The 22,339-nt window shown below is 70.4% G+C and carries 24 protein-coding genes and 1 pseudogene; 11 read left to right on the forward strand and 14 right to left on the reverse strand.

Going from position 1 to position 22,339, the window contains the following annotated elements; genetic code table 11:
- The first annotated feature begins 151 nt into the window (after nt 1–151).
- Nucleotides 152–2,638, forward strand: a complete 2,487-nt coding sequence (locus E3O48_RS09420) for an ATP-dependent DNA ligase (RefSeq protein ID WP_134538319.1) — start codon at nt 152–154, stop codon at nt 2,636–2,638.
- Nucleotides 2,639–2,651: 13 nt separating this feature from the next.
- On the opposite strand, the gene E3O48_RS09425 is transcribed toward E3O48_RS09420, so the two are convergent.
- From E3O48_RS09425 to acsA, 9 genes and pseudogenes are all read right to left on the reverse strand, one after another.
- Nucleotides 2,652–3,152, reverse strand: coding sequence for a hypothetical protein (locus E3O48_RS09425; protein WP_134538321.1), 501 nt, complete (start codon nt 3,150–3,152; stop codon nt 2,652–2,654).
- 35 nt (nt 3,153–3,187) lie between these two features.
- Nucleotides 3,188–3,637, reverse strand: a complete 450-nt coding sequence (locus E3O48_RS09430; protein WP_134538323.1) for an NUDIX domain-containing protein — start codon at nt 3,635–3,637, stop codon at nt 3,188–3,190.
- A gap of 104 nt (nt 3,638–3,741) precedes the next feature.
- A complete protein-coding gene (locus tag E3O48_RS09435; RefSeq protein ID WP_134538325.1) occupies nt 3,742–4,332 on the reverse strand; it encodes a dihydrofolate reductase family protein in 591 nt (196 codons plus the stop codon).
- Between the two features lie 28 nt (nt 4,333–4,360).
- Nucleotides 4,361–4,738 (reverse strand): YciI family protein, encoded by a 378-nt coding sequence (locus tag E3O48_RS09440; protein ID WP_134538327.1) that lies wholly within the window; start codon nt 4,736–4,738, stop codon nt 4,361–4,363.
- 78 nt (nt 4,739–4,816) lie between these two features.
- Nucleotides 4,817–5,059, reverse strand: coding sequence for an acyl carrier protein (locus E3O48_RS09445; RefSeq protein WP_134538329.1), 243 nt, complete (start codon nt 5,057–5,059; stop codon nt 4,817–4,819).
- Entirely contained in the window at nt 5,056–6,564 is a 1,509-nt protein-coding gene (locus E3O48_RS09450) for a dihydrolipoamide acetyltransferase family protein (RefSeq protein WP_134538330.1), read from the reverse strand. Before E3O48_RS09450 ends, E3O48_RS09445 begins: the two co-directional genes overlap by 4 nt.
- Nucleotides 6,557–7,537: an alpha-ketoacid dehydrogenase subunit beta gene (locus tag E3O48_RS09455; protein WP_134538332.1), complete on the reverse strand. Its 981-nt coding sequence runs from the start codon at nt 7,535–7,537 to the stop codon at nt 6,557–6,559. The genes E3O48_RS09450 and E3O48_RS09455 overlap by 8 nt, the downstream gene beginning before the upstream one ends.
- Nucleotides 7,534–8,553 carry a pyruvate dehydrogenase (acetyl-transferring) E1 component subunit alpha gene (gene pdhA, locus E3O48_RS09460; protein ID WP_134538334.1) on the reverse strand — a complete coding sequence of 340 codons (1,020 nt, stop codon included), beginning with the start codon at nt 8,551–8,553 and terminating at the stop codon, nt 7,534–7,536. The genes E3O48_RS09455 and pdhA overlap by 4 nt, the downstream gene beginning before the upstream one ends.
- Nucleotides 8,550–10,347: pseudogene (acsA, locus tag E3O48_RS09465) on the reverse strand (acetate--CoA ligase). Before acsA ends, pdhA begins: the two are co-directional and overlap by 4 nt.
- A gap of 152 nt (nt 10,348–10,499) precedes the next feature.
- Between acsA and E3O48_RS09470 the strand changes: the two are divergent.
- Nucleotides 10,500–11,417 carry an ABC transporter ATP-binding protein gene (locus tag E3O48_RS09470; RefSeq protein ID WP_134538336.1) on the forward strand — a complete coding sequence of 306 codons (918 nt, stop codon included), beginning with the start codon at nt 10,500–10,502 and terminating at the stop codon, nt 11,415–11,417.
- Nucleotides 11,414–12,226, forward strand: coding sequence for an ABC transporter permease (locus E3O48_RS09475; protein ID WP_134538338.1), 813 nt, complete (start codon nt 11,414–11,416; stop codon nt 12,224–12,226). Before E3O48_RS09470 ends, E3O48_RS09475 begins: the two co-directional genes overlap by 4 nt.
- Before the next feature lie 13 nt (nt 12,227–12,239).
- On the opposite strand, the gene E3O48_RS09480 is transcribed toward E3O48_RS09475, so the two are convergent.
- Complete coding sequence (locus tag E3O48_RS09480; protein WP_241982482.1) at nt 12,240–13,013, reverse strand: putative protein N(5)-glutamine methyltransferase; 774 nt, start codon at nt 13,011–13,013, stop codon at nt 12,240–12,242.
- A gap of 37 nt (nt 13,014–13,050) precedes the next feature.
- Nucleotides 13,051–13,608, reverse strand: a complete 558-nt coding sequence (locus E3O48_RS09485; protein ID WP_134538340.1) for a hypothetical protein — start codon at nt 13,606–13,608, stop codon at nt 13,051–13,053.
- A 223-nt stretch (nt 13,609–13,831) separates the two neighbouring features.
- On the opposite strand from E3O48_RS09485, the gene E3O48_RS09490 reads away from it, so the two are divergent.
- Complete coding sequence (locus E3O48_RS09490; protein ID WP_134538342.1) at nt 13,832–14,452, forward strand: thermonuclease family protein; 621 nt, start codon at nt 13,832–13,834, stop codon at nt 14,450–14,452.
- A gap of 4 nt (nt 14,453–14,456) precedes the next feature.
- On the opposite strand, the gene E3O48_RS09495 is transcribed toward E3O48_RS09490, so the two are convergent.
- From E3O48_RS09495 to E3O48_RS09505, 3 genes are all read right to left on the reverse strand, one after another.
- A complete protein-coding gene (locus E3O48_RS09495; protein WP_134538344.1) occupies nt 14,457–15,431 on the reverse strand; it encodes an SDR family NAD(P)-dependent oxidoreductase in 975 nt (324 codons plus the stop codon).
- 70 nt (nt 15,432–15,501) lie between these two features.
- Nucleotides 15,502–16,029 carry an adenine phosphoribosyltransferase gene (locus tag E3O48_RS09500; RefSeq protein WP_134508525.1) on the reverse strand — a complete coding sequence of 176 codons (528 nt, stop codon included), beginning with the start codon at nt 16,027–16,029 and terminating at the stop codon, nt 15,502–15,504.
- A gap of 28 nt (nt 16,030–16,057) precedes the next feature.
- Nucleotides 16,058–16,603, reverse strand: coding sequence for a MarR family winged helix-turn-helix transcriptional regulator (locus E3O48_RS09505; RefSeq protein WP_134538346.1), 546 nt, complete (start codon nt 16,601–16,603; stop codon nt 16,058–16,060).
- Nucleotides 16,604–16,686: 83 nt separating this feature from the next.
- On the opposite strand from E3O48_RS09505, the gene idi reads away from it, so the two are divergent.
- Genes idi through E3O48_RS09540 form a run of 7 tightly spaced genes read left to right on the forward strand, consistent with a single transcriptional unit; the run spans nt 16,687 to nt 22,306 of the window.
- The gene (gene idi / locus E3O48_RS09510) at nt 16,687–17,226 is read left to right on the forward strand and encodes an isopentenyl-diphosphate Delta-isomerase (RefSeq protein WP_134538348.1); all 540 of its coding nucleotides are present in this window, start codon (nt 16,687–16,689) and stop codon (nt 17,224–17,226) included.
- Nucleotides 17,216–18,265: a polyprenyl synthetase family protein gene (locus E3O48_RS09515; protein ID WP_241982483.1), complete on the forward strand. Its 1,050-nt coding sequence runs from the start codon at nt 17,216–17,218 to the stop codon at nt 18,263–18,265. Before idi ends, E3O48_RS09515 begins: the two co-directional genes overlap by 11 nt.
- Nucleotides 18,262–19,155 carry a squalene/phytoene synthase family protein gene (locus E3O48_RS09520; RefSeq protein ID WP_134508530.1) on the forward strand — a complete coding sequence of 298 codons (894 nt, stop codon included), beginning with the start codon at nt 18,262–18,264 and terminating at the stop codon, nt 19,153–19,155. Before E3O48_RS09515 ends, E3O48_RS09520 begins: the two co-directional genes overlap by 4 nt.
- A complete protein-coding gene (gene crtI / locus E3O48_RS09525; RefSeq protein WP_134538350.1) occupies nt 19,152–20,777 on the forward strand; it encodes a phytoene desaturase family protein in 1,626 nt (541 codons plus the stop codon). Before E3O48_RS09520 ends, crtI begins: the two co-directional genes overlap by 4 nt.
- The gene (locus E3O48_RS09530) at nt 20,774–21,112 is read left to right on the forward strand and encodes a lycopene cyclase domain-containing protein (protein WP_134538352.1); all 339 of its coding nucleotides are present in this window, start codon (nt 20,774–20,776) and stop codon (nt 21,110–21,112) included. Before crtI ends, E3O48_RS09530 begins: the two co-directional genes overlap by 4 nt.
- Nucleotides 21,109–21,414, forward strand: coding sequence for a lycopene cyclase domain-containing protein (locus tag E3O48_RS09535; protein ID WP_134508536.1), 306 nt, complete (start codon nt 21,109–21,111; stop codon nt 21,412–21,414). The genes E3O48_RS09530 and E3O48_RS09535 overlap by 4 nt, the downstream gene beginning before the upstream one ends.
- Nucleotides 21,407–22,306, forward strand: a complete 900-nt coding sequence (locus E3O48_RS09540; RefSeq protein WP_134538354.1) for a prenyltransferase — start codon at nt 21,407–21,409, stop codon at nt 22,304–22,306. Before E3O48_RS09535 ends, E3O48_RS09540 begins: the two co-directional genes overlap by 8 nt.
- Nucleotides 22,307–22,339: the final 33 nt, after the last annotated feature.

The following is a 22,339-nucleotide window of genomic DNA, read 5'->3' on the forward strand; positions in this document are numbered from 1 at the left end:
CGAGTACCAGGGCGGGCTCGCCTGGCGGCGGGGTCGCCTGGGGGCGGGCTCGCCTGGCGGCGGGGTCGCCTGGGGCCGGGGTCGCCTGGCGGCGGGACGGCACGACATCGGCCCACTAGCCGCGGACGGGGCGCGAGTGCATGCTAGTGCCATGAATCAGGGACCGGACCGTTCGGCCGCCAGCCAGGTCGTCACGGTCGGCGGCCATCGGATCACGCTCACCAGCCTCGACAAGGTGCTCTACCCGGAGACCGGCACGACCAAGGCAGACGTGATCGCCTACTACGCGGCCGTCGCCGACGTGCTGATCCCCCATTCCGCCAACCGGCCGGCCACGAGGAAACGGTGGGTGCACGGCGTCGGCACCGCCGCGGAACCCGGCCACATGTTCTTCCAGAAGAACCTCGACGCGTCGACCCCGAGCTGGGTGACCCGCCGGTCGATCGAGCACTCCGACCACGTCAACGTGTATCCCCTGGTCAACGACCTGGCCACGCTGACCTGGCTCGGCCAGGTCGCGGCGCTCGAAATCCATGTGCCGCAGTGGCAGTTCGGCCGAGACGGCCATCCGCGCAACCCGGATCGGCTCGTGCTCGACCTGGACCCTGGCGAGGGCGTCACCCTCGCCGAGTGCGCCCACGTCGCCCGGCTGGCCCGGGCCATCCTGCGCGACATGGGCCTGGATCCGTTCCCCGTGACCAGCGGGAGCAAAGGCATTCACTTGTACGCTGCGCTGGATCTCAGCCATACCTCCGACCAGGTCTCCGCGGTCGCGCACGAATTGGCGCGGGCGCTGGAGGCCGACCATCCCGACCTCGTGGTCAGCGACATGAAGAAAGCCAGGCGCGCCGGCCGGGTCTTCGTGGACTGGAGCCAGAACAACGCCGCCAAGACCACGATCGCACCGTACTCGTTGCGCGGCACACCGTTGCCGATGGTCGCCATGCCCCGCACCTGGCGCGAATTGGCCTCCCCCGGGCTGGCCCAGATCGATTACCGCCAGGCCAGGCACCGGGTGGAACGCAACGGCGACGCACTGTCCGGCCTGCTCACCGCCCACCCGGGTTTGCGGGCAGACTTCGGCGGCGCGACGGACCCAGGCCCCGGGGCGGCCGACCGGCTGGCCGAATACCGCAGCAAGAGGAACAGCGCGCGCACGCCGGAACCGGTGCCGGCCGAGATCACCGGGACAGCGGAGGGCCGCTCCTTCGTGATCCAGGAGCACCACGCCCGCAACCTGCACTACGACCTGCGGCTCGAGCATGACGGGGTGCTCGCCTCATGGGCGCTGCCGCGGGGAGTGCCGACCGAACCGACGAAGAACCACCTCGCCGTGCGCACGGAAGACCACCCGCTCGAGTACGGCACGTTCGAGGGTGACATTCCGGCCGGGGAATACGGCGCGGGCACGGTCAGGATCTGGGACAGCGGCCGATACGACCTCGAGAAGTGGCGCGACGACGAGGTGATCGCCACCCTGCACGGCGAACCGGGCGGCGGGCTCGGTGTGGCGCGACGATTCGCCCTGATCCACACGAAGGGCCCCGACCGGGCCGAGAACAACTGGCTGATCCATTTGATGAAGGCGACGGCGACGGCGACGGCCCGCCGTGCCGGGGCGGCGCAGGGGCCGCCCCGGGTGGCGGCCGCGCGCATCCGCCACTCGCCCATGCTCGCGACGCTCGGCACCCTGGCCGACCTGGCCGACGCGAATGGCCGGCCCTGGGCGAGCGAGATGAAGTGGGACGGGATCAGATTGCTCGCCTCCGTGACGATGAACGCCTCCGTGACAATGAACACCTCCGTGACGATGGACGACCCCGGGGCCACGGTTCGCCTGGTCACCCGGAACGGCAACGACGTCACGGATGCCTACTCGGACTTGGTGCGTGCCCTGCCGGCGGTCGTCACGGCCGGATCGGCCGTGCTCGACGGGGAGGTCGTCGCCCTCGATGCCGCGGGCAGGCCGAGTTTCGGCCTGTTGCAGAACCGGACCGGCGGCACTCGGGTGAACTACCTCGTTTTCGACCTGCTCGAGCGGGACGGGCAGGACCTCACCGAGTTGTCGTATTCGGCGCGGCGCGAGATCCTCGGCCAGGTGGTGCACGGCAACGCCGGCGTCCAGGTGCCGCCGGCCTTCGACGGCGATGCGGCGGCGGCCCTGCGAGCGAGCCGGGAGCTCGGCCTGGAGGGCATCGTCGCCAAACGGCTGGACGGCCGCTATGAACCGGGCCGCAGGTCCCGGTCCTGGATCAAGATCAAGCACCATGCGACCCAGGAGGTCGTGGTCGGCGGGTGGCGCCCCGGCCAGGGCCACCGGTCCGGCTCGATCGGATCGCTGCTGGTCGGGATTCCGCACGGCGGCACCCTCGCCTACGCCGGCCGGGTCGGCACGGGGTTCCGTGATCTGGACCTTGAGGAGATCATGGCGAGGCTCGGGCCGATCGCCACGACCGCGAGCCCCTTCGCCGAGGTTCCCGCGGCTGACGCCGGTGACGCGAACTGGGTGCGGCCGATCCTCGTCGGCGAGGTGGAGTTCGCGGAGTGGACGGAGGCGGGGCGGCTCCGGCACCCCGTTTGGCGAGGCTGGCGCCCGGAAAAGTCGCCCGCCAACGTGGTCAGGGAAGGCCCCGGGTAGGCCCGGCCGCAGGTCAGGCGCGGCGCGGTTTCCTGAGCGGCTTGGGGAAGGCATCCCTCATGTGGTCCGAGGAGAGGTAGTCGCCGACGCCGATCATGATCAGGCTGAACAGGATTTGTTCGGTGACCATCCAGAACGGGTAGAGTCCGGGGATCGCGGCGAGGACAAGGGTGATCACAGGGAAGATCTTGCTGAACAGCCGCAGGCGGGAGTACGCCCAGTAGTACCCCTTCTGGGCGCGCCAGGCGAAGTAGAACAGCGTGAGGGTCATCGCGAGCACCACGAAGGTGCGCATCCAGACCGAGAACGGCACTGCGGACCCGCCGAGGGCGATCACGACGGCCACGAACGCTGCCGCTGCACCGAGCACGAGCTCGGCAGCGAGCAGCCAGGCGATCGCGACGAAGGCGCGCCGGGTGCGCGGGTGGTCGCGCATTTCCGGCGGGATCGTGTATTCGACGCTCCGGCCTCCCGCGACCCGGTCGACGGCGAGAAACATGGGTTCCAGGTTCATGATGCCTCCGGAACCACGGTAGCCGCTCCGGGGAGTCAGCCCAGCCGCAGCCGCAGCGCCGGCCACGCCGCGGCGAAGCCCGGATGCAGCGGGAGCGCGTCGACCTCGTCGGTCGGCACCCAGCGGAGTGCGATGCTCTCCCGGTCGCTGATCACCGGTTCGAACTGCCGGTTGGCGCGCACGACCACGGTCGTGTACGACCAGAACCCGAGGTCGAGCACCGAGCTGAATTGCACGCTGACCAGGTCGGCCGGCACCCCGGCCTCCTCGCCGGCCTCGCGCAGGGCGGCCTCGAGTGCGGTCTCGTGCTCGTGCCGCGCTCCCCCGGGCAGCCCCCAGGTGTCTCCCTGGTGGCTCCAGACGGCGCGGTGCTGAAGCAGCACGCCCAGCTCCAGGTGGTGCACGAGGAGACCGGCCGCACCGAATCGCCCCCAGAACTTCCGACCGTCGGGGCCGTAGACCCAGGTGTCGCCGTTACCGCTCATCTCCCCAGCATGCGTCACCGAGCCGTGAAACGTCACAGAGCCGTGGTCCGTCACACGGTCGTGGTCTGTCACAGGGCCGTGGTCCGCCACACGGTCGTGGTCTGTCACAGGGCCGTGGATCGTCGTAGAACGTCGCCGGGCGGCAGGGCGCGGTAGTGCAGGTGAACCACACCATTGTCGAAGCGGTGTTCGGCCACCAGCTGAACCCGCAGCCGCACGCCGGCCGGGTAGAACCGGGTGCCGCCGCCCACGAGGACGGGCGACACGAACTGATGGTATTCGTTGACCAGGCCGGCCTCGATCGCGAGTTTCGCGAGCCCCGGGCCGCCCACGGACAGGTCGCGGTGGGCGGTGTCCTTGAGCCGCCGGATGACGGCAGGGTCGAACTCCCGCTCGAGCCTGGTGCGCGGAGCGCTGACCGATTCGAGGGTGGTCGAGTAGACGATCTTGTCGGTCGCCCGCCAGAGCGCCGCGAAGTCCTTGATGGCCTCCGGCTCGTCGGTGGCGTCGATGGTGTCCCAGGCGGCCATCACCTCGTACATCCGGCGCCCGAACAGCTGGGTGCCGATCTCCCGCTCGAGCTCGTTGACGAAGCCATGCACCTCCGCGTCGGGCACGCTCCAGTCGAACTTGCCGTCCGCATCCGAGACATACCCGTCGAGCGACGTGATCCCGGCGTAGATCAGCCTGGCCATGATTCTCCCCTCGCCGGCTTCCCGGCGGTCACGGCTGGCTGTGCCATTCGCCGTCACGGAAGATGATCGCGGACGGGCGGATTTCGACGGCGCCATAGAGCGCGCCCGGGCACTGCCTGGCCCAGTCGATGGCGGCATCGAGGTCGGCAACCTCGATCACGAAGGTGCCGTTGAGCCGTTCCCGGGTGTCCGCGAACGGACCGTCCTGCACCCGGAGTGCGCCGTCGCGGACCGAGATCGTGGTCGACGCCGCCACGGGCTGCAGGATGTCGGCGGAGACCAGCGCGCCCGCGGCATCCAGCGACTTCGCGTAGGCGTCGAAGGCCGCCCGACCCCAGTTCATGGCTTCTTCGCTGACCTCAGCGTCGCCGGGTTCCTGGCTGATGACGAGGAGTGAGTATCGCATCGGACGTCCTTCCGCTCGAACGATAGTGACACCACTTGCACGAGTGCGCCAGCGTCGGATCCACGTGCCCGGCGCCGGTCAGCCGTGGGCGGCGACGTAGTCGACGAGTCCCTTCACCGTCGCGACCTGGCCGTAGTCCCGCTCCGGCGTGTCCACCCCGGTCGCCTGGGCGATCGTCTCGATCAGGCGCAGGAAGTCGAGGGAATCGAGCTCGAGGTCCTGGCGCAGCCTGGCGGTCTCCTCTTCCGCGTCGAGGTCGACATCGGGCGCGACCTGGCCGATCGCGGCGCGCACCGCCTCGCGGGCGTCCTGTACGTTCATAGTTCCTCCGGCTTCTGCAGCAGTTCATTCATCCGGGAGAGGAAACGCCCACCGCGCAGCCCGTCGCTGACCCGGTGGTCGGCCGAGAGCGTGGCCGTGACGATCCGGCGCACGCCGATCAGCCCGTTTCGGGCGAAGGGTTGTTCCAGCACCCGGCCGAGGCCGACGAGCGCGACCTGCGGCGGGTAGATGACGCCGAAGACGCTCTCGACCCCCAAGTCACCGAGGTTGGTCACCGTGATCGTCGGGTCGGCCATCTCGGCGCGCTGCAGGCGTCCGGCGCGGGCCCGCCCGACGAGGTCCCTGAGGCGTTCCATCAGCAGGTCGAGGGCCAGGGTATCGGCGTCATGGATGGCCGGCGCGACGAGGCCGCCCCGGCGGAGCGCGACGGCAACCCCGAGGTGCACGGCCGCGCTCGGGTGGAACGCCCCGTCGGTGAAGAACCCGTTCACTTCCGGGACTTCCCTGGCGGCCAGCGCCGCCGCCTTCAGCAACAGCGCGGCCGGGACCAGCCTGGCGGAGATCGGACGGGCCAGATTGGCTTCCTCCATCCAGGACAGGGCGGCTTCGAGGTCGAGGGTGGTGCTCAGGTAGTAGTGCGGGATGGTCTTCTTCGACCGCGTCATCAAGGTGCCGATGGCGCGGCACAGGCTCTCGGCCCGGTCAGCGGCCTCGCGCGGTTCCCGGCCGGGCGGCCGCGTCTTACCCGGCGCGGCCTGCTCGGCGGGCTGCTCGGCGGGCTGCTCGGCGGGTTCCGCGGCGGGCTCCGCGGCGGCGGACTCCTCGGCAGCGCGCCGTTCAGCCGCCACTCCGACGGAGCTGCGGATGTCGGTCTCGGTGACCGCTGCCTCCGGTCCGGTCCCCCGTACCGCGGCCAGGTCGACGCCGAGCTCAGCGGCGAGCCGGCGGGCCCGGGGTGAGGAGCGCACCCGGTGGATCGCGGGTTCCCCCGGAGCCGGACCCCGAACCGCCGCCGCCACATCGGCCCGGGTCACCGCACCATTGCGGCCGGTCCCGTGCAGGCGGGTGGTATCGACGCCGAGGCTGTGAGCCAGGCGCCGAACCGGCGGGGAGATGAATCCTGATGGCTCCGGCGGCGCCTCTGAGGCCGGCGCTGTCTCGGGGACCGCGGCGGCGGTTCGGCCGGCGGGCGGATGCTTCGGTGCGGGTCGCGGCGGCCTGGTCGGTTCGGCCCCGGCTCGAGTGGGTAACGGTGCCTCGTGGGCAGGGCCGGCGGCCGGAGGGCCGGCAGGCGCTGCCCCGGCCGCCGGGGTCTGAGTGATCCGGGCGAGAACGCCGCCGACCGGCACTGTCGTGCCGACCTCGACGAGCAATTCGGCGACCACGCCGTCCTCGAACGATTCGACGTCGATGTCGGCCTTGTCGGTGTCGATGACGGCAACCATGTCGCCGCGGTGCACATAGTCCCCCGGCTCGACCAGCCACTCGACCAGCTTGCCCTCCTCCATGTCCGCCCCGAGGGCCGGCATCCGGAACTCACCCATGCGCGCCCACCGCCTCCCTGGCCGCGGCGACGACGCGTTCGACCGACGGCAGCGCCGCCTGTTCGAGGTGCCTGGCGTAGGGCACGGGAACCTCGGCGCTGCACACCCGGCCGACAGGCGCGTCCAGGTCGTAGAAGGCGTGTTCGGTGATCCGAGCGCTGATTTCGGCGGAGAGGCTGCCGCTGCGCCACCCCTCGTCGACCACGACTGCCCGGTGCGTCTTCGCGACGGTGGCGAGGATGGCCGCGTCGTCGAGCGGGCGGAGGGTGCGCAGATCGAGCACCTCCGCCTCGATCCCGTCGCCGCCCAGCCGGTCGGCCGCGTCGAGCACCAGCCCGAGGGTACCGCCGTAGGTGATCAGCGACACGTCGGCGCCCTGGCGCCGCACGGCGGCCGTGTCGATGTCGACCGCGCCGGCGTCGTCGGGGAGGTCCCCGGCCTCGTTGTAGAGCGAACCGTGCTCGAAGATGAGCACCGGGTCGGGTTCCTGGAGTGCGGTCCACAGCATCCCGCGGGCGTCCGCGAGGGTCGCCGGGGTGAGGATGCGCAGGCCGGGGATGTGGGCGTACCAGCCCTCGAGGCTGTGCGAGTGCTGGGCGGCCAGCTGGCGCCCGGCGCCGGTGGTCATCCGGATCACGAGCGGCACGCTGAGTTGTCCGCCGGACATGTGCGAGAGCGTCGCGGCGTTGTTCACGATCTGGTCGAGCGCGAGCAGGCTGAAGTTGACGGTCATGATCTCGACGATCGGACGCATGCCGCCGAGGGCTGCGCCGATCCCGGCTCCGACGAAACCGGACTCCGACAGCGGGGTGTCCCGGATGCGTTCCGGGCCGAATTCCTCGAGCAGGCCCAGGCTCACCGCGTAGCAGCCGCCGTAGCTGCCCACGTCCTCGCCCATCAGGAACACCCGGTCGTCACGGTGCATGGCGTCTCGGATCGCGGCTCGGATCGCCTCACGGTAGGTGGTCTTCATGTCCCGGCCTGTCCGGTTCTGCCGGTCTGTTCGCTGTAGACGAAGCGGGTGAGTTCCTCGACCGGTTCGATCGTGCCTGCCTCGGCGAAGTCGACTGCCGCCTGCACCTCGGCGTCCACCTCACCCTGGATGGCCGTCCAGATCTCCTCCGGAAGGTCGCCGGCGGCCTCCAGGGCCTCGCGCAGCAGGTCGATCGGATCGCGTTCGACCCAGCGGGCGACCTCGGCCTTGTCCCGATAGCGCTCGGGGTCGTACATCGAGTGCGCCCGGAAACGGTAGGTGCGCAGCTCGAGGAAATGCGGTCCGCCGCCGCCGCGGATGGCATCGACGGCCCTTCGGGCCGCCGCGTCGACGGCGAGCACGTCCATCCCGTCCACCGACCAGGCCGGGATCTCGTAGGCGGATGCCTTCAGCGCGATATCCGTCTGGGATTCCGAGAGTCGCAGCGCGGTGCCCATCGCGTAGAGGTTGTTCTCGCAGCAGAACAGCACCGGCAGCTGCCAGAGCGCGGCCAGGTTCACGCTTTCGTGGAACTCACCCTCGGCGACCGCGCCCTCGCCGAAGAAGCACGCGGTGACGCGGGAGCGGCCCGCCATCTTGTCGGCGAGGGCGAGGCCCACCGCGAGGGGCAGCCCGCCGGCGACGATGGCGTTGCCGCCGTAGAAGCGGGTGGCCGCGTCGAAGAGGTGCATCGATCCGCCCCGCCCGCGGCAGCAGCCCTGCTGATAGCCGTACATCTCCGCGAGGATGGCTCCGGCGGACACGCCGCGGAGCAGGGCGTGGCCGTGCTCCCGGTAGGTTGCCAGGACGGCGTCGTCGGGGCCGAGAACGCCCAGCACGCCGGCCGCGACCGCCTCCTCGCCGATGTAGACGTGCATGAACCCGCAGATCTTCGCCGCACTGTACAACTCGACGCATTTCTCCTCGAAGCGCCTGACCCTGAGCATGTCCTGCAGCAGCCGGCGGGAGTGCTCCGGGTCGGCGGCGGCCCGCCGCCCGGTCGGCTGCCCGGTCATCGCGGCACCTCCACGGTCGACGTGTCCCCCTCGGGCAGGCCGAGCTCGCGGGCCTTGAGCAGGCGGCGCAGGATCTTGCCGCTGCGGGTCTTGGGCAGGGCCGTGGTGAACTCGAGCTCCCGGGGCAGGTCCGAGCCGTTTGCGGGCGAAACCGATGATCTCCAGGCGAAGCTGTTCGGTGGGGTCGAATCCCGCCTTCAGCTCCACGAAGGCCTTGACGACTTCTCCGGCGACGGGGTCGGGGATGCCGATGGCCGCGGCCTCCGCGACGGCCTCGTGTTCCATCAGTGAGCTCTCCACTTCGAACGGGCCGATCAGGTGCCCGGAGGACTTGATCACGTCGTCCCCGCGGCCGACGAACCAGTAGTAGCCGTCGGCGTCCCGCTTGGCGAGGTCGCCGGTGAGGTACCAGCCGCCGACGAAGCAGCGGCGGTAGCGTTCCTCCTCGTTGAGGTAGCCACGGAACATCGACGGCCAGCCGGGGCGCAGGGCCAACTCGCCCACGGCATCCGGTTCGGTGACGAGCACGGCGTCTGCGCCGTGCAGCACGGGTTTGCCCTCGTCGTCGCGGGCGACCAGGCCGGCCTGGACGCCGGGCAGCGGCCGGCCCATCGAGCCGGGCCGGATCTCCGTGGCGGCGTAGTTGGAGATCATGATCCCGCCGGTTTCGGTCTGCCACCAGTTGTCGTGAACGGGCAGGCCGAACGCCTCCTGACCCCACACCACGACCTCGGGGTTGAGCGGCTCGCCGACGCTGGCGACGAGGTGCAGGGCCGAGAGGTCGTGGGCGGCAGCCCGGTCGGCGCCGGCTTTCATCAGCATCCGCAGGGCGGTGGGGGCGGTGTACCAGACGGTGACCTTCTGCTCAGCGAGGATGCGGTACCACCGGTCGGCGTCGAGCTCTTCCTCATCGACGATGGCGGTCACCCCGTGGACGAGCGGCGCGATCACCCCGTAGGAGGTTCCGGTGACCCAGCCCGGGTCGGCGGTGCACCAGTAGACGTCGTCCGGGTGAAGGTCGAGCGCGAACAGCCCGGTCGCGTAGTGCGCGGTGACCGCGTCGTGCACGTGGATGGCGCCCTTCGGGGTGCCGGTGGTGCCGCTCGTGAAGTGCAGCAGAGCCATCTCCTCCGGCCCGGTCGCGGCGATCTCACCATAGGGCGGGGCATCCCTCATCAGGGCGGCCAGGTCGAGGGTGCCCGGCTCAGGATCGCCCGCCGCATCGACCAGGAACACGTGGCGCAGTTCGGGCAGGCTGTCCCGCACGGGGGCGACCTTCTTGCGGTACAACGCCCGGGTGGTGACCAGAGCCCGGCCGCCGCCCAGGTGCAGGCGTTGCCGCACGGGTTCGGGGCCGAAGGCGGAGAACAACGGGCAGAAGACGCTCGCGTTCTTGAAGGTGCCCAGTACCGCCACGTACAGCTCGGGGACGCGGCCGATCAGCGAGAACACCCGGTCGCCGCGTCCGATGCCGAGCCCCCTCAGCACGCTTGCGAACCGGCTGCTCTCCTCGGCGAGCGCGGCGTAGCTGAGCGAGTGGGTGGAGCCGTCGGCCCGCACGAACCGCAGGGCTTCCCGTTCCGCGTTCGGGCCGGCCGCGTGCCGGTCGACGGCCTCATGGGCGATGTTGAGCCCCCGACCTCCCGGAAGCCCCGACAGCCCGCGCCTGGCCTCGTCCCAGGTGAAGCCGGCGCAAGTGGCGTCGTAGTCGACCAGGTTCGGCCGCACGATCAGTGCGGCCAGGTCCTTCCGGATCGTTGGCCAGCGCGTGCCGGACTCCATGCCTGCCGTCATGCCCCCATGGCACTCCACCCTGCGCACCGGGCATAGGGTCGAACGTCCCGCGGGTCCAACGTCCGTAGTGGACTCGCTCCCACGGGGCTACACTTCCGAGCCAGTGGCGCGGTTGCCGGGTCATCGCCACGCGAGGCAGCGGAGGTGGTTCGATGGATGCCCCCGTCATCCAGGTCAGGGAATTCCGCAAGGTGTACCGGGGATTCGTCGCGGTCGACGGAATCAGCTTCGACGTGCACCGCGGCGAGGTCTTCGGGCTGCTCGGGCCCAACGGTGCCGGAAAGACGACCACCCTGGAGAGTCTGGAGGGGTTGAGGCGGCCAGACGGCGGCACCTTGCGGATCGCCGGTGTCGACCCGACGCGCGCCGGGCGCCGGCTCAGCGCGCTGATCGGGGTGCAGCTGCAGGCATCCGCCTTGCCGGACAGCTTCCGGGTCGGCGAGGCCATGCGCTTCTTCTGCGCCTACCATGGGATCGCACCACGGATGGACCTCATCGACCGGGTCGGCCTGGGCGACCGGAGCGCCGCGCAGTACCACGAACTGTCCGGCGGGCAGCAGCGGCGGCTGGCCCTGGCCCTCGCCGTGGCCCACGACCCGGCGGTGCTCATCCTCGACGAGCCGACTTCCGGCCTGGACGTGGCGTCACGGGCCATGCTGCACGAGCTCATCCGGGAGCTGCAGGCTGCCGGCACCACAGTGCTCCTTGCCACCCACGACATGGCGGAGGCATCCGAGCTGGCGACCAGGGTGGCGATCCTGCTCCGCGGGGCGATCGCGGCGACGGGAACGCCGCTCGAACTCACCGCCGCCGGCGAAGGTCTGACCCGGGTCTCGGTTCGCACCGAGCGCGACTCCCTCGGCCGGCCCGGAACCGTCTTCCCTTTCGTCAGCCGGTCGTCCCGGCTCGGCGACTACACGGTGTACTTCAGCACGGATGTCGGGCCGACTGTGTCCGCGGTGATCGCCTACCTGGCCGTGCAGTCCGATCCCCTGGTCGACCTCCGCGTCGAGCGCCCGAGCCTGGAGGACCGGTTCCTCGAGATCACCACGGAAGGGGCAACCCGATGAGGGCCTTCGCGCTCCACCTCGGCTTCGAGTTCCGGATCGGCATCCGCAACAAAACCCTGATGCTGATGAACTACCTGTTCCCCCTCGGCTGCTACGTGCTGTTCGGGTCGCTGCTCGGCCAGGTCAACCCAGGGTTCCTGGCCATCATCGTGCCGGCGATGTCGGTCTTCGCGATCATGAGCGGGGCGCTCCTCGGGATGCCGGACACCCTGGTCAGCGCGCGCAACGCGGGCATCTTCCGCTCCTACAAGATCAACGGTGTGCCCGCACTGTCGCTGCTGGTGATCCCCGTGCTCACCAGTATGATGCACGCGCTGGTCGTGGCCCTGGTGATCGCGGCGACCGCACCGGCCCTGTTCGGCGGCGAGTCGCCCCGCAACTGGGCGGGCTTCCTCCTCGTGTTCGCCGCGGCGGCCTTCGCGCTGGCGGGAGCGGGCGCGCTGATCGGGGTCGTGTCGGCGAACACGAGGATGACCGTGCTTTTGTCCCAACTGGTCTTCATCCCATCGATGATCCTCGGCGGGCTCATGCTGCCGGTCAGCATCCTTCCCGACACCCTGGCCCGGGTCTCACGCATTCTCCCGACGGGCTACGCGATGGACGCGTTCGCCGGCCTGGCGATGGGTCAGGACGCCGTCGGGGCCTGGCTGTCCCTGGCCATCCTGCTCGCGGCAGGCGCGATCGCCTTCGGCCTGGCCGCCTTGCTCTTCGGCTGGGACCCGAAGAACACCACCCGCCGCGCGCATCCGGCCTGGGCGGTCCTCGCCCTGATCCCCTACGCGGCCGGTCTGGTGCTGTACTCGGTCTGACCCGGCCGGAGGGTCACCGCACGGTGCCGATGGCGACCGTGGCGCCCAGGGCCGCCGAGGTCACGACCCGAGCGGCGAACCCGGCCCGGTCGAGGATGGCGGCCGTTCCCGGGGCCTGCGCGCGGCTGGTCTCGATGAGCAGCAGGCCACCGGCCGCCAGCCAGTCCGTTGCGCCTTCGGCCACCCGGCGATGCACCTCGAGTCCGTCGGCGCCACCGTCCAGGGCAGTGCGGGTCTCGTGCAGTCGCGCCTCCCGCGGCATCGTGTCGATGGCCGAGGTGGGCACATAGGGCGCGTTGACGACCAGGAGGTGCACTGTCCCCTTGATGTCCGGGGGTAACGCGTCGAAGAGGTCGCCCTCGAACACCCGGTCCGCGCCGAGGTTGCGCCGGGCGCAGCGGACGGCGACCGGGTCGACGTCGGCCGCGTAGAGTCGGGCCTCGGGATGGGCGGCGGCCACGGCCATCCCCACCGCGCCGGAGCCGCAGCACAGGTCGACGACGGTGGATCCGGGGCCGCAACGTTTGACGCCCTCCCGCACCAGAAGGCCGGTGCGGCGGCGCGGCACGAACACCCCGGGTTCGACCGCGACACGCAGTCCGCAGAACTCGGCCCAGCCCAGGATGTACTCGAGCGGTTCACCGGCAGCCCGGCGCTCGACCATCGCGTCAGCCTCGCCCGTCGTGCGCGCGGCGGCCCGGATCAGACGGGCCTCGTCCTCGGCGAACACGCAACCGGCCGCCCGCAGCCGGGCGACGATGAGGGCGGAGGAGCCTGGTGACGCCACGGACTCAGACTGCCAGATCAGAGGCACGGTTCGCGAGTCACCACGGGTACGGCCGGGGGATGTCGTCCGCGTCGACGTAGTGGATGCCTCCCTCCGGGTCGAGCGGCAGTCCGGAGGCGGAATCGCGGCAGGACGCCTCCCAGACCTCCTGCCCGGACAGGGCGTGGATCTCCCCGTTCGTCACGACCCAGCCGCGCACGGCCTGGTAGGGGACGCCGCCCTCCGGCGACAGGTAGCGGGGGCCCATCTCGACGGTGTGGAGCATGAGGCTGAATGTGTCGGCGGCGCTGATCCGGCAGGTGACGTATTCGAGCAGTTCCGAGTATCCGATGCTCGGGGTGGTGCGGCCCGTGGGATCCGTGTGGAACCTCGTGTGGCCGATCGCGTCCGCGGAGACGGTCAGCTCGTGGTTGCCGTTCCCGTGGCGCTTGCCGACGAGGGCCGCGACCAGATGCTTCTGGTTGTCGTGGCGCACGGTGGTCTGGGAGCAGCCCGTGCAGTCCAGGAGGTAGAGCGGCACTGTGGCCTGGAGCTCATGGGCGGGATTCGGGGCGAGGGTCGCGTTCGAATGGCAATAAGGGCAGGTAATGTGCATGGCTGGATCCCCCTTGCTGGGGCAGCTCCTCCATCCCGATCATGCAGGATCGTCTGCCGGGCGACCGAGGTCGTCTGCCGTCAAGTTAGCAGTTGTCCCGGCCTGCCGCAGTCGGCATGAAGGGGGACAGTTGCCGGTCTGGCCGTGAGCGCCCCGGGGTTCAGAGAATGGCCGGCATCGGAGGCGTGCACCGCACGAAGGCTCGTTCGCCTAGTCTCGAGGCATGGTCAGGACGATGATGCGCGGTGCCGGGCTGCTGCTGGCGGTCATCGTGGTCGGGGCTCTCGGTCTGCTGGCGTTCCAGCCGGGCGGTCCGCTGGAAGCGCTTCTGGACGCCAGCGACTCCGGCACGACGGTCGCGCCCTCCGTCCAGTCCGACGCGGCCGGCACGGCGCCAGGTGGTGTGCCGCCGCGCCCGTCCGACGCGGTGGCGATGACGGTCGAGCACGTGCACGACGGGGACACGCTGTTCCTCCGCACGGACCAGCCCAATGCCCTCGTTCCGTTGACGGATGCCGTCAAGGTGCGCCTGATCGGGATCGACACCCCGGAGGTCGGCGACGGCGCCGAATGCTACGGCGACGAGGCCACCCTGGCGCTGCGCACCCTGGTGCCCGACGGGAGCACGGTGTGGATCACCGCGGACCGCGAGCCGACCGACCGGTTCGGCCGCAGCCTGTTCTACCTGTGGAGTGACGACGGACGGTTCGTCAACTACGAGCTCGTCGAGGGCGGGGCCGCCGAATCCCTGGTCATCCCACCGAACGACGCCTACTATCCCCTGCTGCGGGCCGCGGAGGATGCCGCCACGGCGGCGGGATCCGGCAGGTGGGGCGCCTGCTGAGACTTCAGGCGAACGCGTTGATGCCGGTGAGACGCGCGGAGTAGGCCCAGAGCCAGGCCGCGGCATCCGGATCGATGGCGTGGGCGTTCACCCCGGACACCCGGGCGTCCGGGCCGTCCGGCACGGTCGCTTCGGCGATGTCGCAGTCCTCGCAGTAGACCCCGCCCCGGCCGGCGAGGAGGGGCGAGGTCGCAGCCCAGGTCGAGGTCGCCGCCCCCTGCGCCGGCGACTTGAACCGCGGGTTGACGACGCCGTCCTCGGTGATCCAGCCCGACGCGACCATCTCCGCCCGGGGCAGATGGCGCTGGAGGTCCGTCATGATGCCGCCGGGGTGCACGGCGAACGCCCGCACACCCTGCGGGGCGCCGAGCAGGTCGAGCTGGACCGCGAACAGGCTGTTGGCCGTCTTGGCCTGGCCGTACGCCACCCACTTGTCGTAGCCGGCGCGAAACTGCGGGTCGTCGAACCGGATGCCGGACAGCTTGTGACCCGTCGACGAGAGCGCGACGACCCTGGCCCCGCCGTGTGCGGCGAGCGCGGGCCAGAGCAGGTTGGTGAGCGCGTAGTGGCCCAGGTGATTGGTGGCGAACTGCGATTCCCAGCCGTCACCGACCCTGGCCTCGGGGGCCGCCATGATGGCCGCGTTGTTGATCAGGATGTCGACGCTGCGACCCGTCGCCAGGAATCGGTCGGCGAAGGCGCGCACGCTCGCCAGGTCGGCGAGGTCGAGCTCCTCGACGGCGACGGCGCCCAGACCTCGCGCGTCCAGGGCTGCCCGGGCCACGTCGGGTCGGCGAGCGGGAACGGTCACGCGCGCTCCCGCGCCGACGAGGGCGTCGACCGTCTCGATGCCGAGGCCGGAGTAGCCACCGGTGACGATCGCGGTGCGACCGGCCAGGTCGATCCCGTCAAGGACCTCTGCCGCGGTGGAGCCCGGCCCGAAACCGGAGTGGAGACTGTGTTGCGCTGTGTTCGTCATCCCTCCAGCGTATCCACGACGGCGGGACGGGCAGGTCAGGTCAGGTCAGGTCAGGTCAGGTCAGGTCAGGTCAGAGAGCCACGATGGCATGCACCGCGGCGTCGCCGAGGCGGCCGCGGCCCGCGAGCTCGGTGAGCTCGAGCACCACGCCCACGCCGGCCAGGGCGTAGCCGGCGCGCTCGATCAGACGGGAGGTCGCGGCGATCGTGCCGCCCGTGGCCAGCACGTCGTCCAGGACGAGCACCCGGGACCCGGCAGCGAGCTGGCCGATTTCGAGTTCGAGGCAGGCCGAACCGTATTCCAGGTCGTATTCCTCGCTCAGGACGGCGCCGGGAAGTTTGCCGCCCTTGCGCACGGCGAGCACCGCGACGTCGGCCGCGTAGCCGACGGCCGCGGCGAGCAGGAAGCCGCGCGCCTCGATGCCGGCGACGGCGTCGAACTCCCCCGCGAACCGGCCGGCGAGCTCATCGATGAGGGCGCGGAATGCGGCCGCATCGGCGAAGACGGGGTTCAGGTCGCGGAACAGGATGCCCGGCTGGGGGAAGTCCGGGTAGGAGGCGAGGAGGGTGGTGACATGGGTTGCTGCGGGAGTCGGCACTGATCCAGCGTAGGCGATGCCGTTCAGGCTAGTGCGGCCGCGCGGGCGAGGAGGACTCGTCCGGCGTCATCGCTGCGCCCAGCTCCCGCAGGAATCCGATCACGGCACGCCGGTCGGCGACGCTCAACTCGTCCGCGACGTCGATCATCCGCTGGTGCACCCCACCCAGCGCCCGCTTGACCTCCCGGTGGGCGCGCGGGCTCACGTGCACGACCTGGGCTCGCCGATCGACGGCGTGCGGTTCCCGGCTGATGTGACCGGAGCTTGCCAGCCTGGACAGAAGTTTGGCCGTGGCAGCCGAGGTGATCCCGAGGCGGGCGCTCAGCTCGGTCGGGCCGATCGACTCCCCCGCGCGCTCGGCCCTGATCAGGTGGCGAATGGCGAGCAGGTCCGTTTCGTTGATGGCGAGCGCGGCCTGCGTGCGGCGACGCATGGAGGCATCCGTTCCGCGGAATTCGCGAACCGCCTTCAACACCGCGCCGGCGCTGTCGGGGCCGTCACCGTGCATGCCGTCCCAATAGGGGCCCGGCGGTGGCGAGGCGTCCGGCGCTGGCGAGGCTGCTGGTGATGACATTCCCCCATGCTAGCCTCACAACTAGCTAACCTAGTTAGATACTTTTCCGAGTATCGTGGATCCAAGGACAGAAAGGGGCGGTCATGGCGCAGATCGAACTGCTCGCGGAACAGGTTGTGCTCGTGGATGAGACCGGATCAGCCATCGGAACGGCCCCGAAGAGCACCATCCACGGCCCCGACACCCCCCTCCACCTTGCGTTCTCCTGCTACGTGCTGAATCCGCTCGGACAGGTGCTCATCACCCGCCGGGCCCTGGCCAAGAAGACCTGGCCCGGAGTGTGGACCAATTCGTTCTGCGGACACCCGCTCCCCCATGAATCGATACCCGACGCCATCGACCGCCGTGCCCGGTTCGAACTCGGCCTCGACCTCGACGACGTGACGGTGACCCTCCCCGATTTCCGCTACCGCGCGGTGGACAGCAGCGGAATCGTCGAAAACGAGATCTGCCCGGTCTACCTCGCCACCGCCAGCGGGGACCCGATTCCGAACCCCGACGAGGTCGTGGAGTTCGCCTGGGTCGACCCGGCCACGCTCCGCCGCTCGGTCCTGGACCTGCCGTGGGCGTTCAGCCCCTGGCTGGGACTTCAATTGAAGGAGCTGACCGGCTTTGCTACCTGACATCGCGACCATCGGGGTCGGCACGGAACTGGAACGATTCTTCGCCGCGTCCCGGCTGCGTGCAAGTGACTACGGCGAGCACTACGTCGCGCTCTGGGACTGCCTGGAACAGGCCAGCACCGGAGGAAAACGGGTGCGACCCGCGCTCGTCCTGGCCGCGTTCACCGGACTCGGCGGCACCGACCTCAGCCTCGCCACACCGGTCGCGGTGAGCTTCGAACTGCTGCACACCGCCTTCGTCATCCACGACGACGTGATCGACCGCGACCTGGCCCGGCGCGGCGTGGCCAACATCGCCGGCCGGTTCACCGAACGGGCGCTCGCCCACGGGGCAGTGAGCACCCAGGCGGACACCTGGGCCGCCACCGCCGCCATCCTCGCCGGCGACCTTGCCCTCAGTGAGGCCCATCGGGCCCTGGCGATGCTGCCGGTCGAACGGGAACTCCGCGGCCGGCTGCTCGACCTGCTCGACCGCGCCGTGTTCGTCAGCGCCGCGGGCGAACTGGCCGACGTGACGAACACGACGTCGAAGCAACCGCTGTCGGTCGAACAGGTGGTCTTCACCCTCGAGCAGAAGACGGCCGTGTACTCGTTCGAGGCCCCGCTGCAGGCCGGGGCCGTCCTGGCCGGCGCGTCGACGGAGGCAATCAGCGTGCTGGGGCAATTCGGCCGGCTGATCGGCGTGGCCTTCCAGCTGACCGACGACATCCTCGGTGTGTTCGGTGACCCGGCGAAGACGGGCAAGAGCGTGGTCTCCGACCTGCGCGAGGGCAAGCAGACCGCCCTGACCGCCCACGCCGGCGCGACCGCTGCCTGGCCCGACATCGCGCCGTTCATCGGCAAGGCCGACCTCTCCGAGGAGGAGGCAGCGGAGGTGAGGCAGCGACTGCGGGACTGCGGGGCGCTCGACGCCGCGGATGCCCTGGCCCGGAGCCACGCCGACCGCGCCGTCGCTGCCCTCGATACCCCGGTCATCCCGGAGCCGTTGCGCAGCCACCTCACGACGCTGGCCGGCACGGCCGTGAATCGCACGCGATGAGCCGCCGCACCCCCGCACCGAAGACCGAGATCGGCATCTACAACCGGGCGGCCCGCGCCAGCTCGGCGACAGTGATCGGCCACTACTCCACTTCTTTCGGCCTGGCGGCCCGCCTGCTGGAACCCCGCGTGCGCAGCCAGGTCCGCACCATCTACGCCCTGGTGCGGATCGCCGACGAGATCGTCGACGGAGCGGCCAGCCAGGCCGGACTGAGCGTCGATGAGCAGCGGGCGCTGCTCGACGGCCTCGAACGGGAAACGACCCAGGCCATCACCCGCGGTTTCAGCACCAACCTGGTCGTGCACGCCTTCGCCGCCACTGCACGGGAGACCGGGATCGAAACCGGCCTGATCGCGCCGTTCTTCGCCTCGATGCGCCGGGACCTCGACCAGACCCCGTTCGACGCGGTCGGCGTCGCCGAATACATCTACGGTTCCGCCGAGGTGATCGGGCTGATGTGCCTGCGCTGCTTCATCCAGGACACGCCGCGCACGCAGGCCGACCTCGCCGTGCTGGAGACCGGCGCCCGCAGCCTCGGCGCCGCGTTCCAGAAGGTGAACTTCCTCCGGGACCTGGCCGCGGACCGGGACGCCCTCGGGCGCAACTACTTCCCCGGAGTGAGCATGCTCACGATGACGGACGAGGAGAAGAACGTGCTCCTCGATGACATGGACGCGGACCTCGCCGCGGCCGAACGGGTGCTCCCGATGCTTCCACGGGGAAGCCGGCGCGCCGTCACCGCGGCCCACGGGCTCTTCGCCCGCCTGTCCACCAAACTGCGGGCAACCCCCGCACGAGAATTGATGAGCGCCCGAGTGCGGGTGCCGGATCCGGAGAAGATCATGATTGCCCTCGGCGCATCGTTCGGCCCCCAGGCGTGGAAACGATGACGAACGGAACCCCGCACACCGTCGTCATCGGCGGTGGTATCGCGGGGCTCGCCAGCGCCGCCCTGCTCGCCCGGAACGGCCACGACGTCACCCTGCTCGAGGCGCAGGATGGCCTCGGCGGACGCGCCGGCTCCTGGAACGTCGACGGCTTCCGGTTCGAGACCGGGCCGAGCTGGTATCTGATGCCGGAGGTGTTCGACCACTTCTTCCGCCTCTTCGGCACGAGCACGGCCGAGCAGTTCACCCTGACCCGGCTCGACCCCGGCTACCGGGTCTACTTCGAGGACCAGCCGGAGCCGGTCGACATCGCCGCCGACCGGGCCGACAACATCCGTCTCTTCGAACGCCTGGAGCCCGGTGCCGGTGCGGCGCTCGACCGGTACCTCGTCTCGGCAAAAGAGACCTACGAGATGGCCGTGAAACGCTTCCTCTACACCACCTTCGCGTCGTTCCGGCCCCTGCTGGTGCCGGATGTGCTGGCGCGGCTCGGCCGGTTGGCCCGCCTGCTCCTGCAGCCGCTGGACAAGTTCGCGGCCGGCTATCTGAAGGACCCGCGGTTGCGGCAGATCCTCGGCTACCCGGCCGTGTTCCTCGGCTCCTCCCCCGACCAGACCCCGTCGATGTACCACCTGATGAGCCATCTCGACCTCGCCGACGGGGTGCTCTACCCGCAGGGCGGCTTCACTAGGCTGATCGACAGCATCGCCGACATCGCCGTGGCGGAGGGCGTCCAGGTGATCACCGGCGCCCGGGTGACCCGGATCCGCACCACGGACGGCGTGAAGAGCGCCGTGACCGGGGTCAGTTACCAGACATTCGACGGCACCATCGTCGAGTTGGACGCCGACCAGGTCGTTTCCGCCGCCGACCTGCACCACACCGAGACCGAGCTCGTGCCGGCCGGCAAGCAGACCTACCCCGAGCGCTGGTGGCAGAAGCGGGTGTCGGGGCCGGGCGCCGTGCTGGTGATGCTCGGCATCCGGGGCGAACTGCCCCAGCTCGAGCACCACACCCTGTTCTTCACCAGGGACTGGGGCGAGAACTTCGGCCGGATCTTCGGCAAGAAGCCGAGCGTCGCCTCGCCGGCGTCGTTCTACGCCTGCCTGCCCAGCGTGACCGACCCCGGAGTGGCCCCGGACGGGTACTCGAACATGTTCCTCCTGGTGCCGATTCCCGCCGACCCCGGCCTCGGCCGCGGCGGCGTCGACGGCGCCGGCTCCGCGGCGATCGAGAAGATCGCCGACGACACGATCGCCCAGCTCAGCGAGTGGGCGGGGATCCCCGACCTGGCCGAACGGATCGTGGTGCGGCGCACGGTGGGCCCGGCCGATTTCGCGGAGGACCTCAACTCCTGGCACGGCGGTGCCCTCGGCCCCGCGCACACCCTGCGTCAGAGCGCGTTCCTGCGCGGCTCGAACGCCTCCTCGAAGATCGACGGCCTGTTCTACGCGGGCGGTACGACGATCCCCGGGATCGGCCTGCCGATGTGCCTGATCAGTGCCGAGATCCTGCTCAAGCGGGTTCGAGCGGACACGAGCACGGGGCCGCTTCCGGAACCGCTTGCGCGGCCTCGGCCGGCGGCGCCGAAAACGCCGTCGCCGACGCAATCGAAAACGCAGTGACGTTCGCCTACCTGCTCACCCTGCTCGTGTCGCTCGGCGCGATGGTGCTGCTCGACCGGCGCTTCCGGCTGTTCTTCTGGCGGGGACCGAAACGCGCCGCGATCGTGCTGGGTGCCGGCCTGGTCTTGTTCCTGGCCTGGGACCTGGCCGGGATCGGCCTCGGCATCTTCTACCGAGGCGAGACGACGCTGATGACGGGCCTGCAGCTGGCCCCTGAGCTGCCGCTGGAGGAGTTCTTCTTTCTCGCCTTCCTCTGCTACCTGACGATGAACGCCGTGCAGGGCGCGCGGCTGCTGCGGGACGCGCGCACCGCGAGGGTGCGGCCGCACCGGTGACCTACCTGCTGCTGAACGCCGTGTTCCTCCTCGTTGCCGCCGTGGTCGCCGCCGTCGCAGTCCGGCTCCGGCCCGGGTACCGGCGGATCCTGCCGTCACTGGCGATCGCGCTCCTCGGCGTGCTGGTGCTCACAGCGGTCTTCGACAACATTATGATCGGGATCGGGCTGGTCGATTACGATCCGGACCGGATCAACGGGCTCCGCCTCGGCCTTGCCCCGATCGAGGATTTCGCCTACCCGGTCGCCGCGGCGCTCCTGCTGCCGGCGCTCTGGGCACTGCTGGGGAGAACGGATGACTGAGATGGCCACGTCGACGCTGTGGAAGACCCGGCAGGTGCTGCTGTCCTCCCGCCCACTGAGCTGGATCAACACCGCGTTCCCGTTCGCGGCCGCCTACGTCGTGACGACCGGGCGGGTGGATGCCCTCCTCGTGGTGGGCACCCTGTTCTTCCTGATCCCCTACAACCTGCTGATGTACGGCATCAATGACGTCTTCGACTACGAATCCGACCTGCGCAACCCGCGCAAGGGCGGTGTCGAGGGGGCGATGCTCGACCCGGGCCTGCACCGCACCGTGCTTGCGGCCGGGGTGCTGACGGCGGTGCCCGTGCTCGTCGCGATGCTCGTGCTCGCCGGGGCGCAGCATCCGTTGTCCTGGCTCGTGCTGGCGATCAGCCTGTTCGCGGTCGTGGCCTATTCGGTGCCCGGGCTTCGGTTCAAGGAGCGTCCGTTCGTGGATTCGATGACCTCGAGCACGCACTTCGTGAGCCCGGCGGTGTACGGCCTCGTCGTCGCCGGAGCCACCGTCACCCCCGGCCTGCTGGCCCTCCTCGTGGCCTTCTTCTTCTGGGGCATGGCCAGCCACGCCTTCGGCGCGGTGCAGGATGTCGTACCGGACCGGGAGGGCGGGATCGCCTCGATCGCCACCGCCCTCGGTGCGGCACGCACCGTGCGTCTCGCGATCGCCCTCTGGGCCGTTGCCGGGCTGCTGATGCTGGGCGCCGGCTGGCCGGGAGCCCTCGCCGTCGTGCTCGCGGTGCCCTACATCGTGGCGGCCTGGCCGTTCCGGTCGGTCACGGACGGCCGCGCGGAGGCCGCCAACGCCGGCTGGAAGCGATTCCTCTGGCTCAACTTCGTCACCGGCTTCCTCGTCACGATGCTGCTCATCGGCTGGGTGCTGGTCGGCCGCTGAACCGGCCCCGCTGCGGCGCCCCGGCGTGGTCGC

This window comes from Cryobacterium sp. HLT2-28 (assembly GCF_004402495.1).
Lineage (GTDB): Bacteria > Actinomycetota > Actinomycetes > Actinomycetales > Microbacteriaceae > Cryobacterium > Cryobacterium mannosilyticum.

Excerpts from the sequence above, each read along its gene's own strand:
- pdhA (WP_134538334.1), bottom strand. The coding sequence starts at position 8,553 with ATGACCGGGCAGCCGACCGGGCGGCGGGCCGCCGCCGACCCGGAGCAC.
- E3O48_RS09475 (WP_134538338.1), top strand. The coding sequence starts at position 11,414 with ATGAGGGCCTTCGCGCTCCACCTCGGCTTCGAGTTCCGGATCGGCATC.
- E3O48_RS09440 (WP_134538327.1), bottom strand. The coding sequence starts at position 4,738 with ATGCGATACTCACTCCTCGTCATCAGCCAGGAACCCGGCGACGCTGAG.
- E3O48_RS09455 (WP_134538332.1), bottom strand. The coding sequence starts at position 7,537 with ATGAAGACCACCTACCGTGAGGCGATCCGAGCCGCGATCCGAGACGCC.
- E3O48_RS09495 (WP_134538344.1), bottom strand. The coding sequence starts at position 15,431 with ATGACGAACACAGCGCAACACAGTCTCCACTCCGGTTTCGGGCCGGGC.
- E3O48_RS09425 (WP_134538321.1), bottom strand. The coding sequence starts at position 3,152 with ATGAACCTGGAACCCATGTTTCTCGCCGTCGACCGGGTCGCGGGAGGC.
- E3O48_RS09540 (WP_134538354.1), top strand. The coding sequence starts at position 21,407 with ATGACTGAGATGGCCACGTCGACGCTGTGGAAGACCCGGCAGGTGCTG.
- E3O48_RS09485 (WP_134538340.1), bottom strand. The coding sequence starts at position 13,608 with ATGCACATTACCTGCCCTTATTGCCATTCGAACGCGACCCTCGCCCCG.
- E3O48_RS09445 (WP_134538329.1), bottom strand. The coding sequence starts at position 5,059 with ATGAACGTACAGGACGCCCGCGAGGCGGTGCGCGCCGCGATCGGCCAG.
- E3O48_RS09430 (WP_134538323.1), bottom strand. The coding sequence starts at position 3,637 with ATGAGCGGTAACGGCGACACCTGGGTCTACGGCCCCGACGGTCGGAAG.
- E3O48_RS09420 (WP_134538319.1), top strand. The coding sequence starts at position 152 with ATGAATCAGGGACCGGACCGTTCGGCCGCCAGCCAGGTCGTCACGGTC.
- E3O48_RS09505 (WP_134538346.1), bottom strand. The coding sequence starts at position 16,603 with ATGTCATCACCAGCAGCCTCGCCAGCGCCGGACGCCTCGCCACCGCCG.
- E3O48_RS09470 (WP_134538336.1), top strand. The coding sequence starts at position 10,500 with ATGGATGCCCCCGTCATCCAGGTCAGGGAATTCCGCAAGGTGTACCGG.
- E3O48_RS09490 (WP_134538342.1), top strand. The coding sequence starts at position 13,832 with ATGGTCAGGACGATGATGCGCGGTGCCGGGCTGCTGCTGGCGGTCATC.
- E3O48_RS09520 (WP_134508530.1), top strand. The coding sequence starts at position 18,262 with ATGAGCCGCCGCACCCCCGCACCGAAGACCGAGATCGGCATCTACAAC.
- E3O48_RS09435 (WP_134538325.1), bottom strand. The coding sequence starts at position 4,332 with ATGGCCAGGCTGATCTACGCCGGGATCACGTCGCTCGACGGGTATGTC.
- crtI (WP_134538350.1), top strand. The coding sequence starts at position 19,152 with ATGACGAACGGAACCCCGCACACCGTCGTCATCGGCGGTGGTATCGCG.
- idi (WP_134538348.1), top strand. The coding sequence starts at position 16,687 with ATGGCGCAGATCGAACTGCTCGCGGAACAGGTTGTGCTCGTGGATGAG.
- E3O48_RS09450 (WP_134538330.1), bottom strand. The coding sequence starts at position 6,564 with ATGGGTGAGTTCCGGATGCCGGCCCTCGGGGCGGACATGGAGGAGGGC.